Source organism: Paenibacillus sp. OAS669 (assembly GCF_014873645.1).
GTDB classification, from domain to species: domain Bacteria; phylum Bacillota; class Bacilli; order Paenibacillales; family NBRC-103111; genus Paenibacillus_S; species Paenibacillus_S vulneris.
The window spans coordinates 357,839-371,289 of sequence record NZ_JADBDR010000006.1 but is presented as its reverse complement, the minus strand read 5'-3'; the positions used below and the strand labels follow the sequence as shown (position 1 = coordinate 371,289).

General features: G+C 50.9%; 13 protein-coding genes. 11 read left to right on the top strand and 2 right to left on the bottom strand.

Annotated features, from left to right (window positions below):
- Positions 1-19: 19 nt before the first annotated feature.
- The 3 genes from dnaB to GGC63_RS16145 all read left to right on the top strand — a co-directional run bounded on the left by dnaB (position 20) and on the right by GGC63_RS16145 (position 3,808).
- Complete coding sequence (gene dnaB, locus GGC63_RS16155; RefSeq protein WP_179136058.1) at positions 20-1,360, top strand: replicative DNA helicase; 1,341 nt, start codon at positions 20-22, stop codon at positions 1,358-1,360.
- Positions 1,361-1,552: 192 nt separating this feature from the next.
- Positions 1,553-2,836, top strand: coding sequence for an adenylosuccinate synthase (locus tag GGC63_RS16150; protein ID WP_192703171.1), 1,284 nt, complete (start codon positions 1,553-1,555; stop codon positions 2,834-2,836).
- 213 nt (positions 2,837-3,049) lie between these two features.
- A complete protein-coding gene (locus tag GGC63_RS16145; protein ID WP_192703170.1) occupies positions 3,050-3,808 on the top strand; it encodes a hypothetical protein in 759 nt (252 codons plus the stop codon).
- Positions 3,809-3,879: 71 nt separating this feature from the next.
- Here GGC63_RS16145 and GGC63_RS16140 read toward each other — a convergent pair whose 3' ends face one another.
- On the bottom strand, positions 3,880-4,143 hold the full coding sequence (locus GGC63_RS16140; protein ID WP_192703169.1) for a hypothetical protein: 264 nt from the start codon (positions 4,141-4,143) through the stop codon (positions 3,880-3,882).
- A 181-nt stretch (positions 4,144-4,324) separates the two neighbouring features.
- Here GGC63_RS16140 and GGC63_RS16135 point away from each other — a divergent pair, with 181 nt between their 5' ends.
- The 6 genes from GGC63_RS16135 to GGC63_RS16110 all read left to right on the top strand — a co-directional run bounded on the left by GGC63_RS16135 (position 4,325) and on the right by GGC63_RS16110 (position 11,508).
- Positions 4,325-5,887, top strand: coding sequence for a peptidoglycan DD-metalloendopeptidase family protein (locus GGC63_RS16135; protein WP_192703168.1), 1,563 nt, complete (start codon positions 4,325-4,327; stop codon positions 5,885-5,887).
- A 177-nt stretch (positions 5,888-6,064) separates the two neighbouring features.
- Positions 6,065-6,781, top strand: a complete 717-nt coding sequence (gene yycF, locus GGC63_RS16130) for a response regulator YycF (protein ID WP_192703167.1) — start codon at positions 6,065-6,067, stop codon at positions 6,779-6,781.
- 3 nt (positions 6,782-6,784) lie between these two features.
- A complete protein-coding gene (gene walK, locus GGC63_RS16125) occupies positions 6,785-8,611 on the top strand; it encodes a cell wall metabolism sensor histidine kinase WalK (RefSeq protein WP_192703166.1) in 1,827 nt (608 codons plus the stop codon).
- Entirely contained in the window at positions 8,608-9,885 is a 1,278-nt protein-coding gene (locus tag GGC63_RS16120) for a YycH family regulatory protein (RefSeq protein WP_192703165.1), read from the top strand. The genes walK and GGC63_RS16120 overlap by 4 nt, the downstream gene beginning before the upstream one ends.
- Positions 9,886-9,930: 45 nt before the next feature.
- Entirely contained in the window at positions 9,931-10,671 is a 741-nt protein-coding gene (gene yycI, locus GGC63_RS16115) for a two-component system regulatory protein YycI (RefSeq protein ID WP_192703164.1), read from the top strand.
- A gap of 33 nt (positions 10,672-10,704) precedes the next feature.
- A complete protein-coding gene (locus GGC63_RS16110; protein ID WP_079911365.1) occupies positions 10,705-11,508 on the top strand; it encodes an MBL fold metallo-hydrolase in 804 nt (267 codons plus the stop codon).
- Here GGC63_RS16110 and GGC63_RS16105 read toward each other — a convergent pair.
- Positions 11,477-11,704, bottom strand: coding sequence for a hypothetical protein (locus GGC63_RS16105; protein WP_192703163.1), 228 nt, complete (start codon positions 11,702-11,704; stop codon positions 11,477-11,479). The genes GGC63_RS16110 and GGC63_RS16105 overlap by 32 nt on opposite strands.
- 213 nt (positions 11,705-11,917) lie before the next feature.
- On the opposite strand from GGC63_RS16105, the gene GGC63_RS16100 reads away from it, so the two are divergent.
- Positions 11,918-13,153 carry a S1C family serine protease gene (locus GGC63_RS16100; protein WP_192703162.1) on the top strand — a complete coding sequence of 412 codons (1,236 nt, stop codon included), beginning with the start codon at positions 11,918-11,920 and terminating at the stop codon, positions 13,151-13,153.
- 34 nt (positions 13,154-13,187) lie between these two features.
- Positions 13,188-13,355 (top strand): CxxH/CxxC protein, encoded by a 168-nt coding sequence (locus GGC63_RS16095; protein WP_192703161.1) that lies wholly within the window; start codon positions 13,188-13,190, stop codon positions 13,353-13,355.
- Positions 13,356-13,451: the final 96 nt, after the last annotated feature.

Here is a 13,451-nt window from a genome sequence, read left to right as displayed (position 1 = left end):
GACGAGCTTGAACGAAGGCATGTTTATGGATCGCATCCCTCCGCAAAATTTGGAAGCCGAGCAGGCAGTGCTCGGTGCTATTTTGCTTGACAGCGATTCGCTTGTCACCGCGATGGAGCGTATTACGAGCGATGACTTCTATCGCACCTCGCATCAACGCATCTTCGAATCGATGATCGAGCTGGCGGAGGAGAATGAGCCGATCGACTTGATTACGCTGACGGCGCGGCTGCAGAACAAGCAGCAGCTGGAGGAAATCGGCGGAATCAAGTATTTGTCGGAGCTCGCGAATGCGGTGCCGACTGCGGCGAACATCGACTACTATGCGCAGATCGTCGAAGAGAAGTCGATGCTGCGGCGGTTGATTCGCGCCGCAACGAACATTGTAACCGAAGGCTACGCAGCCGCGGATGACGTAGGGGACCTGCTGAGCGACGCGGAGAAGCGGATTCTCGAGATTTCGCAGCGCCGCTCGGGTACAGGCTTCATCGCCATACGCGATGTGCTGATGGAGGTATTTGATAAGGTCGAATTCCTTTATAACAATAAAGGGGGAGCGACTGGAGTCAAATCGGGCTTTCAGGATTTGGACAAGATGACGTCCGGCTTTCAACGGTCGGACTTGATTATTGTTGCGGCCCGTCCTTCCGTAGGGAAGACGGCGTTCGCGTTGAACATCGCGCAGAACGTAGGGGTGCGCGAGAAGGAGACCGTCGCCATCTTCAGTCTGGAGATGGGCGCGGCCCAGCTCGTACAGCGTATGATCTGTGCGGAGGCCAACGTGGACGCGGGCCGTATGCGGACAGGCTTCCTCGAATCGGATGACTGGGAGAAGCTGACGATGGCGATCGGCGCCTTGTCCGAGGCCAATATCTATATCGACGATTCCCCGTCGGTTACTGTGGCGGATATTCGCGCCAAATGCCGCAGGCTGAAGCAGGAGAAAGGACTCGGGATGATCCTGATCGATTATCTCCAGCTGATCCATGGACGGGGAAAAGGAGATAACCGGCAGCAGGAGGTATCCGAGATCTCTCGTACGCTCAAGCAGATCGCCCGTGAGCTGGATGTTCCTGTCATCGCCCTGTCGCAGCTCAGCCGGGGCGTGGAGCAGCGTCAGGACAAGCGGCCGATGATGTCCGACTTGCGGGAGTCCGGTTCGATCGAGCAGGACGCCGATATCGTTGCTTTCTTGTACCGCGACGACTACTATGACAAAGAGTCCGAGAAGAAAAACATTATCGAGATTATTATCGCCAAGCAGCGGAATGGCCCGGTGGGCACCGTTGAATTGGCATTCCTGAAAAACTTCAATAAGTTCGTCGGACTGGATCGGACTCATCAAGAGCCGGCCAGCTAAAGCGCACATTGTTGCACGGGGAACATATGTGAAGGCATATAAGAATGATTTCCGAACAATGCTACAGCCCCTTGTGGCATTGTTCGTTTTTTATTGACTTTGCCGCGGTAGACTGATAAAATATTCTTGGTGCTTAAGGCCTTTTGGCCAATTAAAGGTGAAGGTGAAACTCACCTGATGGGGGTTATGCGCATGTCTACGGTAGTGGTAGTAGGAACCCAATGGGGCGACGAAGGAAAAGGAAAAATTACCGATTTCCTCGCTGAATCTGCAGAAGTGGTAGCACGTTACCAAGGCGGTAACAACGCTGGCCATACGATTTTAATCAATGAAAAGAAATATAAATTAACGATGATTCCATCGGGCATTTTCTACAACGATAAAGTATGCGTCATCGGCAACGGCATGGTTATTAATCCGGGCGCTTTGCTGGAAGAAATCGCATATATTCACGAGAATGGCTTCTCGACGGATAATTTGAAAATCAGCGATCGTGCTCATGTGATTATGCCATATCATCTTCTCTTGGACGGCTTGGAAGAGGAGCGCAAGGGCGATAACAAAATCGGCACAACCCGCAAAGGGATCGGCCCTTGCTACATGGATAAAGCGGCAAGAAACGGGATCCGTATTGCCGACCTTATGGACGCCAAGGAATTCGAACGCAAGGTTCGTCTTTTGGTCGCCGAGAAGAATGTTCTGATCAAACAAGTATACAATGGTGAAGGCCTGGATGCTGAGGCTATTATTGCCGAGTACCTCGGGTACGCTGAACGCATTCGTCCTTATGTTACCGATACTTCGGTTGTATTGAACGATCTGATCGACGAAGGCAAGAAGGTATTGTTCGAAGGCGCTCAAGGCGTCATGCTGGACATTGACCAAGGGACTTACCCTTATGTTACATCGTCCAACCCTTCGGCCGGCGGCGTGTGCATCGGTTCCGGCGTAGGTCCGACGAAGATCAAGCAAATCATCGGCGTAGCCAAATCGTACACGACCCGCGTAGGCGACGGTCCTTTCCCTACAGAGCTGCATAACGAAACAGGCAACTGGATTCGTGAGAAAGGTCATGAGTACGGTACGGTAACAGGCAGACCGCGCCGTGTCGGCTGGTTCGACAGCGTCGTTGTTCGCCATGCCCGCCGCGTAAGCGGAATTACCGGCTTGTCCCTGAACTCCCTGGACGTTCTGGCAGGTCTGGAAACCGTGAAAATTTGTACGGCTTATAAATACCACGGAGAAGTAATCGAGCATTATCCTGCAAGCTTGAATATGCTGGCTGAATGTGAAGCGGTGTATGAAGAGCTACCAGGCTGGTCCGAGGATATTTCCGGCGTTCGCAAGCTGGAGGATCTCCCTGCTAATGCAAGACGCTATGTAGAGCGTGTATCCGAGCTGACAGGTATTCCGATCGCGATTTTCTCGGTAGGCCGTAACCGTGAGCAGACGAATTTGGTAAGACCTATTTATTAATCCGTGTTAGATATCAGGAACCTCTCAAGTCAATTGGGGGGTTCTTTTTTTGACTTTACAGAGTTTTATAAATTGGGCGGCCCGACCCGCTAGATTGCCAGAAACGATTAGACATAGACCAGCAAAGTTTCCGCAAATATATGGTTGTTTTTGGCTAATGTCGTCAATACTGATGAAGGGAGATGCATAACAGACTGACGGGAGTAGTGGGATATGAAAGGGTTACAATGGTTGGTGAAGCTGGTTCTTAGCGCTGTAATTACGTCTGCGGTTTGTATAGCTTCTACTTTTTGGGCGGTAAGCACTTATGCGGATATGCTGTTAGAGCAATATAATTTGAAGTCTGCGGTGAGTGCGACACCTAACTGGTCTCAATTCACCTCTCAAATGGGTAAGCAGGTAGCGGGATGGTTCGGTCCGGGGACATCGTCCGGTCCTTCGCAACGCAAAGTGGCGTCTAACGCGCCCAAAAGCGATTCAGCAGCCGATATCCCTACAACGGGAACGTTAGATTCAGGCACCTCGACCACCAATCCGTCTGCACCTAACGGTTCCGGAACGACGGACGGGAACGGCAATTCCTCCGATCCTTCATCTTCAACGCCAAAGGATGGAGGCTCGACCACCAAGAAGCCGCCCGAGGATGCGATTGCCGTCTTCGGCCATCAAAGCGGGCAGGCCCAATCAGATAAAGCGGGAAGCGGGATCATTAGCGGAGAGGACAGCAAGAAGATCGTCGTATCCGGCGAGGAGTTTACGAAGAAGAAGGAACAATTGACCAATGACGAGAAAAATAAAATTTTCAATATGCTCGTAACGCGCGTGCCTCAAAAAGAGATTCAAACCATCTCTTCTTTAATGGAGGATGGAATAACAGCAGCAGAATTGAAGCAAATAGAAACCATATTGCAGCAATATTTGAAGCCTGACGAATACGCGCAGCTGCTTGCGATGATTAAAGTCGATCCGTAATACATAGCAAGAAGCAAAAGCCCTGCACGGCTGTGTGCGGGGCTTGTTTGCGCTGTTTGCGTGAAGCTGTGCTAAATCCGGGCTCCATAACGGGCTAACGTATCTTCCGCTTGACGGTAGCGGGAGGATTCGACGACAACCTGCAGGACGTAACGAAACTCATCGTCATGCGCTTCCTCGGCTAGACTGGACTGGAGGAGCGGCGTTATGCCCAACGAAGTGGGCGCATGATCCATGGAATACTGTTGAATATCAATGACACCTTGCTCTCGAAGTGCCGCAGCCGCTTGGTTCATCTCCGAGTTATTTTTGAAAAATGCCGTTAGGTTTTCCATAGTTTGACTTCACACCCCTGCCACGAAACTGCGTTAACGGCTCTGCAGCCCCGTGAATAATGTTGAAAAAAGAAGACGAATTGTGGTAAATTGATAAAAGAAATCATCTTACATGGTTATTGTCCCTATTTTAGGTGTTTTTATGTATATTTCGTAGAAAATCGCTTAAAAGGAGTAGAACATGACAGTTTTCAGGGGAATGAGTTGGATCAAGGAGAAGCTGGACAAGTCCAGGCAGAAGCTCTCTTCCATCCAATTACGCAACTTGACTGCTACAACGAGGGTCGAGCCAACAACAGAACAACAAATAGAGCTATCTGATAATCATACAGTGAATCAAAATCCTTTTTTACATAAATGGATGCTGGTAAAAACCATCTCGGTATTGGGTGTAGTTTCTGCAATGGTTTGGGGCGGGAATGCTTATGTACAAGCAGGGTTGAAGAATGTTTATCACGTATCGATTGACGGCCAAGACGTCGGAGTCGTTGAAAATACGACCGAGGTAGAGGAAGTTAAGCAAACCAAAGCCAAGGAATTGACAAATAATTCGTTTGTTCGGATGAAGGTAAAAGAGCCAGAGGTCACATTCCAGGTTGAAAAGGCTTTCATGCCGAGCACGAACGATCAGGAAGTGTTAGAGAAAGTCTCTGAAGCTATTACCGCCTATCCGGTAGGAACCGAGATTGTTGTCGACGGGAACCCGATGGGCGTCCTGAAGGATGAACAGACAGCGGATCAGATGCTGGAGGATATCAAGAACTCGGCGCTGGAGAAGAAGAAGGAATCCGGCAAGGTCAGGGTGTTATCGGCATCGCCTTCTACACCTGCCGCCGAAGTAGAATTGCAGAAGGTAGAGTTCGTTCAAAAGGTAGAGCTGAAGGAAATCCAGATTCAGCCGCAGGATGTCATGAGTCCCGATGAGCTTAAGAAGAAGCTGGAGACCGGTGATGTTCAACCTACCAAATACACGGTAGAGAAGGGCGACTGCGTATCCTGCATAGCCAAGAAGCTGGATATCCCGAAGCAGGTTATCTATCAGAACAATCCTACCATCAGCGACGATATGATCAAAGTAGGGCAGCAGCTGGATTTGACTGTGCTGCAGCCGAAGCTTGCCGTTCGTACGGTAGAGAAAATAGTAGAATCCCAAGAGATTCAATATGATACGGAATACCAGACGGATGACAGCATGCGTGCCGGTACTTCCGAGGTGATCAAGCAGGGCAAGAACGGAATGAAGAAGGTCATGATCCAGGTGACGAAAGTGAACGGATTGATGACGGACGAAACGGTGCTGAGCGAGGAAGTCGTTCAGGAGCCGGTCAAGGCTGTCGTTCGTAAAGGAACGAAGGTTATTAAAGGAGAGGGCACAGGCAAATTCGCTTGGCCGGTCGTATCCTCCACCATCACGAGTACCTTCGGTACCCGCTGGGGAGTGTTCCACAAAGGCGTCGACTTGACGTCTCCTAACAAAAACATCCTGGCTTCCGATAACGGGAAGGTTATCTTTGCTGGGGTCAAGAGCGGTTACGGCAATTGCGTCATCATTGACCATATGAACGGTTATAAGACGCTGTACGGGCATTTAAGCCAGATCTATACGAGCACCGGCAAAATCGTCGAGAAGGGCGAAAAAATCGGTTATATGGGCAGTACGGGCGACTCCACCGGGGTACATTTGCACTTCGAGGTACAGCAAAGCGATTCGCCGCAAAATCCATTGAAATATTTGAGCCGTTAAGCACTCATTTATCTTTTATAGAGAGAATCGTCTACAGAAAAAGGGGCATGGAAAAAGCAGGGAAACCTGCTTGACCATGTCTCTTTTTGCATCAAGGTGTGGTAAGATAGGAATACGGTTTATTTGGGTAAAGCAGGTCAAATAGGTTAAGTTTGCTCATAGGCGGTGATCGAACAGATGGCGAAAATACTCGTTGTCGATGATGAACAACCGATTGCGGATATATTGAAATTTAATTTGGAGAAGGAAGGGCACGAGGTGATTTGTGCTTATGACGGAGGAATGGCCGTCGAGCTTGCCTTCAAGGAAGAGCCGGATTTGATACTGCTCGACCTCATGCTTCCGGTGAAAGACGGGATGGATGTGTGCCGGGAGGTACGCGTACGGCTCAATACGCCCATCATTATGCTGACGGCAAAGGACAACGAAATCGATAAGGTGCTCGGGCTGGAGCTTGGGGCAGACGATTATGTGACCAAGCCCTTCGGAACCCGGGAGCTGCTGGCGCGGGTGAAAGCGCATTTGCGCCGTCAAGCGAAGGCGCAGAGCCCCTCGCAATCCGATGCGGAGGCGCGCCAGGGCTTGCGTATTCAAAGCCTGTTTATCGATACGGATATGTATGTCGTGTATAAGGATGAAGTCCCGTTGGACCTGACCCATCGGGAATTCGAGCTGGTGCAGTATTTAGCCAAAAACAGCGGCAAGGTGATGACACGGGAGCATTTGCTGCAGGCGGTCTGGGGATTTGAATATTACGGCGATGTCAGAACCGTGGATGTGACGATCCGCCGGCTGAGGGAAAAAATCGAGGATGATCCGAGCCACCCCGAATATATTCTGACCCGCAGAGGGCTAGGGTATATGATGCGCAATCCGAAAAGCGGAGGCTTCTAAGCCATGAAGGGGATTCGCTTCTTTCAATCGATTCAAGCGAAGATCATCATCATCTACGTGCTTCTGATCCTCATTGCGATGCAGCTGATCGGGGTTTACTTCGTTCGGACGCTGGAAAGCTATTTTAAGAACGATTTCATCGAATCGCACAATATTCAGGCGGCTCTGCTGACCCAATGGGTGGAAAAATACTTGAATGACGAGACCCGGCAGGGAGACCCGAAGAAGAATGCCGAAATGAATGATGTGGTGAACAAGCTGTTCGCCAACAGCGGTTCGGAAATCCAGATTATCGACCAGAACGGGTTCGTCTTGACGACATCCATGGTAACTCATCAGGGCATTATCGGGCAGAAGAACACGCAGCCGGAGGTAAGCCGGGCGCTTCAGGGGATCAAGGATAATCAGCGGATGTTCACCGATTTTGACGGGGTCCGCAAGATGATTATTACGAAGCCGGTTGCGTCAGGAGTGAAAGTAAACGGAGCGGTATACATCATCGCTTCCATGGAAGAGCTGTACAATACGATCAACCGGATTAATCAATTTCTTATCACAGGTACGATCATTGCCCTGGGGTTGACGGCAGTGCTGGGCATTATGCTATCCGCTACAATTACCAGCCCGATCAAAGCGATTACCCGGCAGGCGACGGCAGTGGCGGAAGGGCGGTTTAACGATAAGGTCCCTGTACTGGGTAAGGACGAGATCGGTCAGCTCGGCCAAACGTTCAACTACATGATGGAGCGCTTGAAGGATGCCTTGTCGTTGAACGAGGAGGAAAAGGAGAAGCTGGCCTCGATCTTGACGAATATGAACGATGGGCTGATCGCAACCGATGATGACGGAAGGGTAATGGTCATCAACCGGAGGGCCAAGCAAATTCTGCAGCTTAGTGAGGATACGGCAATCGGACGCCCTCTTCCCGAGGTGCTCGGCATCACGATAGAAACCATGAACGAGCATCAGAAAGCGGAAGATTCAACGATGATGCTGCAGTTCTACCATGAAGTCGAAGAGGAGCACTTATCTGTCAGAGTAAGCTTCACGACGGTATACAGCAAGGAAAAAGGCTCGGCAAGCACCATTGCCATGCTTCAGGACGTGACCGATCAGGAGAAGCTGGAAGAATCGAGGAGGGAGTTCGTTGCCAACGTATCACACGAGCTTAGAACCCCTCTGACAACGATCAAGAGCTATTTGGAAGCTCTGGAGGATGGAGCGCTCGAAGAGCCTAAGCTGGCAGGGAAATTCGTCAGCGTCACGCGCAATGAAACGGAGCGGATGATTCGACTCGTTACTGATCTGCTGCAGCTGTCCCGTCTCGATTCGAAGCAGGCGATTATAAGCAGGGAAATTACGGACGTGGCCGAGATGCTGGAGGAAGTGGTCGACCGCTTCTCCTTCCAGCTCGAGCACCGGGGCATTGAGATCGAAATGGATGTCAAGCCTTCCGTCGGTGAAATTATGCTGGACAGAGACCGTATTGACCAGGTGCTCGACAACCTTGTTTCCAACGCGATTAAATATACGCCTGATGGAGGACATATATCGATACGGGCCCACCGTCCAGATCCGAAGCTGCTGGAAATCAATGTGCAGGATAACGGAATCGGCATTCCCAAGAAGGACTTGAACCGAATTTTCGAACGGTTTTACAGAGTCGATAAAGCAAGATCGCGCAGTATGGGAGGCACAGGACTGGGCCTATCGATTGCCCGGGAAATAGTAAGGGCGCATGGCGGAACGATTTTGCTGGAGTCTGATTTGGAGCAGGGAACGAAGGTCACCTTCACGATACCATACACGATGGAGGAGGCTGCGATATGATCGATAAGCTGAAAACATGGCTGTTGGTGCTGCTGGTCGGGCTTAGCCTGGTTCAGACCTATTACTTATCCTACAGCTCTCCGAAGTTCGATCCTCTTGTTCAGCAAGACTATGTAAAGACCGATCCTATAGGTACGCAGGCGAAGCTGGAGGATCTCCTGTTCGCCGACCAAATCGTCCTTCATATGGGCAATCAGGCACATACGGTGCTCTACCCGAATACAGCTGCATACAATCAGGTGCTGGACAGCGTAAAGCAGCGGACACTTTCCGGCTTTCGCAAGACGACGGTTTCTGCGCTGAATATGAATATGGATGAGGTCCGGGGCAAGCAGCAGGGGATCGAGCTGTCATTCCGCGATGGAGTCCCGATTACTATCTTACAGCGCATTATGCAGCTGAAAGGCGATCTGCCGTCGGATAACGATATCATTACACGAATATGGATTATTGCCAGGGAAGCGAAGGATGAGGTCCGCACGATCTTGTTCACGGACACGGCCAGCACGGTGTATGAGGTGCAGAAGGCGGATATTTCCGCCAAGGACATTGAGCGTTTGATGGCAGTGGAAAACCCGGTACCGTACAAGTATGACGGTGAATTTTATTTGCCGACCAAGCCGTTATCATTCCCAAGCTATAGATTGGCCTATACCCAATTCACAGGGGATCAATTGAAACGGACCTTTTTCGTCGATCCGGCGATTACAAGGAACTTGTCGGAATGGGACGGAACGGAGATTTATACGGACGCGAAGCGGGGACTGCAGCTGAAGAACGATCAGCATTGGCTTATTTACTCAGACCCCGTAGCGCCGGCTGACAGCAAAATCGATGTGCAGGATAATTTGATATCGGCCGTGCAATTCGTTAACCAGCATGGAGGCTGGAATGGCTTGTACGGGGTGCAAAAGGTCCCGCAGCGCCTTCTTCCCGTGAATCAGGCCTTTTTATTCAGGCAGTATTACGGGTCGCTTCCGGTGATCAACCAGCACAGCGACAATATCGGCTTTATCAAGATGGTGCTGCAAAAAGGGATCGTCTCCACCTACGAGCGGTCGACAATCATCCCGGATTCGCAAGGCGTTACAAGCCGTGAGGTTGCGCTCAAATATGGCGAGGAGCTCGATGCGAAGCTGAACCAGTATTCGAAGAAAAATGCGGTGATTTCCATATTCCCGGGCTATCGGCCTATCATAGGGGATCAGAAGATGGAATTGGTACCTGCGTGGACCGTGGAATTGCGGGATGGCACGTATGAATTTTTGGAGTAAGGATAGTTCGGAACGCTGGAGCAAAGTGATGTCAGGAGGGAGCCCATGGACTGGAGTCGAGCGAAAACCATATTGATCCTATCGTTCTTTTTGCTGAATTTGGTGCTCGGCTACCAGCTGTGGACGACCCGTTCCGACCTGCTGGAGTTCGACCCGAGTACGGCAAGCGCTACGGAAGAAATCCAGCAGCTGATGAAGAGCAAAAACATTCAGATTACCGCGGAGATGCCAAAAGAAGTGCCTAGAATGAAGGAAATTGTCGTTCAATATGATGAGAAGCTGACGATGGAAAATCCGGTTCCTTTGGAGACACCGTTTAAATACAGTCCTCTGTTAAGCAAAGGGAGCTCCAGGGACGCTGCGGCACGGGCGGCTATTCCGAACATGGATAAATATTTGTACGATCCGGTGCTTAGCACCAACGGCACATATGTATTTCACGAGCTGTATGGCGCGTACCCAATGTTCGAGGTCAAGCTGGAGCTTACCGAGCAAAACGGGATGGTCGTGGCGTACCGCCAAGAGTATGCGAATGTGAAGCAGGAAGGGGAACAGAAGGAGCAAAAGGTCATTTCCCCCTACACGGTGCTTAGCAGTCTGATTGAGAATTATTTCCCGAGCGGGACGGTCGTCAGCAGTATTATGCTTGGGTACCACAACGGGCAGACGTTTAATTCCCAAACGATGTTCCTGGTACCTTACTGGCGGGTGGTTGGCAACGGGGATATCTATTATGTTCATGCCTTAAACGGGGCGGTTGATCCGCCGCAAAAAAACAAAAAGTAGCATAAGCAAGTTGTCAGGATGGGAGAAAGAGTCATGGGAATGCGTTTTACAGTGTTATCGAGCGGTTCTACAGGGAACGCGATGGTTGTTGCAACGGATGAGGGCAAAGTATTAATCGATGCGGGACTCAGCGCCAAAAAGATCGATCAGCTGCTGAAGGAGAAGGATATGTCCGCCTCCGAGCTGGATGCGATACTGGTGACGCATGAGCATGCGGACCATATTAAGGGGCTGGGTGCGGTAGCGCGAAAATATGATTTGCCCGTCTATGCAAACGAGAAGACATGGGAAGAGCTGAACAAGCATATCGGTGAAATAGCCGAGGATAAGCGATGCGTGATGGAGACTGGCGAGGTGCGCAATTTCGGCTCCCTTCAGGTAGAATCATACGGCATCTCGCATGATGCGGCGGAGCCGGTAGGGTACTGCTTCTATCATGAAGACAAGAAGCTGAGTCTGGCAACCGATTTGGGATATATGAGCTCCAAGGTAAAGGAGAAGATACAGGACAGCGACGTGCTGATTCTGGAATCGAATCATGATATCGAGATGCTGCGAATGGGAAGATATCCATGGAACATCAAACGGCGCATTCTGAGCGATCTGGGCCATCTGTCCAATGAAGCCGCGGGAACCGGACTCGTCGATATCATGACCTCCCGAACGAAGCGGGTCTATCTGGCTCACTTGAGCCGGGATCATAACATGATGGATTTGGCCAGGCTTACGGTGAATAATGTAGTAGAAGAGCGTCTCGCTCCCGATGATCACCGCGCCCGGCTTATGGATACATATTATGACCGGGCTACGGAGTGGGATCACCTGGATGAGGACTAAGCTCGGATTCGGGAGTGTAAGCGGCGTCTAGCTGGGAGGACATGACGGCAATATCTTTAGCGGTAATGATTCCTTTTTCTACGAGCAGTTCGATAAGAGCGCTGACCAGCAATGCATTCTGGTAATGGGCTTGCTTCAAGTCGGCTACCTTGGCAATCAAGTCTACTTGCTCCAAATGGTTGAAAATACGATTCATAGGGTTTAAGCATCCTTTCCGTACAACGAGTTATTGGGCGCTCCCCTTGAAGCAACAGAGTTTACTGTCGGGTGTGCTTCTCTTGGAATGCTACCGGGTTCATACTCTTATTCTAGTCTTACGATGGGTAAAACATTCCTTTTTTTTCGTAAAAGTTTGAAAGATTACTAGAATGGCAGCTCTGCTTGCAGGCAGAGAAGGGAGCGGGTAGCGATGAGTTTGTTTGATGACGATTTTTATTCTACCAAGGTTTCGCGATGGAATGGATGGACGCCTCCGGGGAAACCAAGCGGCAGCTGGCTGAAAGGGACGAAGCCCCCATGGCTGCTGCCGGGACTTGGCGGAGCGGCGGTGATGCTGGTTCTTGTACTTCTGTTCAGCGGAGGAGGTGAATCAGCCGAACATGCGCTGCCAGCCGCCTCTGCTGCGGAAGGTGGCAAGGCTCCCAGCTCCACAGGTGCTGTTGATGAACAGCAGCAATCCAGTGATTCCGTGGTTCGCGCGGCGGCAAAGGTAAGCCCTACCGTCATTAGCATTGTGGCCTACAACAAGGAAGGCGATAAAAGTGGGATGCCAGGGGCTATGGGGCTCGGTTCCGGTATCCTTTTTCAGAAGGCGGGAGATAAGGTTCGGATTGTGACGAATAATCATGTCGTGGAAGGCTTCAATCAACTGGAGGCTGTGACCTCGACCGGGGACCGGAGAAAGGCGACGCTGGTGGGCCGTGATCAGATGAGCGATTTGGCGGTGCTGGAGATGGATGGGGACGGGATTAAGCAGGTGGCCGAGTTCGGCGATTCGGACGCTCTGAAGGCCGGTGAGACGGCTATAGCGGTAGGGAATCCGCTAGGTCTCGGCTACGCTCCTACCGTGACGAAGGGCATTATCAGCTGGCCCAAACGGACCATCCCGGTGTCTCTGGGACAGCAGGGCGAGTACGACTGGGAAATGGATGTCATCCAGACGGATGCAGCCATTAATCAGGGGAATAGCGGCGGCGCCTTGGTGAATCTGGAAGGCAAGGTCGTAGGCATCAATACGCTGAAGGTAGCGGATATGGGAGTGGAAGGACTGGGATTCGCCATTCCTATCAATTCGGTGAAGCCGATTCTGGACACCTTAATCAAGGATCACAAGATTAAAAGGCCATATATCGGCGTCGTGACGCAAAATTTGCAATCTTTTAAAGGAACGGAAGTATTAAAGCTGCCTGCAAGTGTGAAAACTGGTATTATTGTTATTGAAGCGACCGGACCGGCGAAGGATGCCGGTTTGAAAACCAACGATGTCATCGTTGAGCTGGACGGTAAGCCGGTAGACAGCACGCTTGCGCTGCGCAAGTACATTTATAGCCAGAAAGCAATTGGCGATAAGCTAAGCATCACGTACTATCGCGCCGGCAAGAAAGCGACGGCCACGGTGACGCTGGCGGAGCTGACGGACCGGTAGCAGGGGATTATACAGAACAGAATGGGGTCTTATTATGTATGTAGTGTGCAAGGATCATTTGGAGATCGCTATCGACCAATTCGTCGACGAATATGAGGATGCTCCGGATATTGTAGATTTGGATGAAACCCGCTTTCCCGCGTGGGAGCCGCCCGCTCATTGTGAACGGTGCATGGAGCGTCCGAGGTTCTTGGTTGTGTAGCGGAAGAACGGCAAGCAATGTGTGTGGAGGCCCTGCGTCCGGATGAAGACGGGGCCTTTTTTTATTTCGACTCTCATAAAAAAGCAGAGAAAAGGA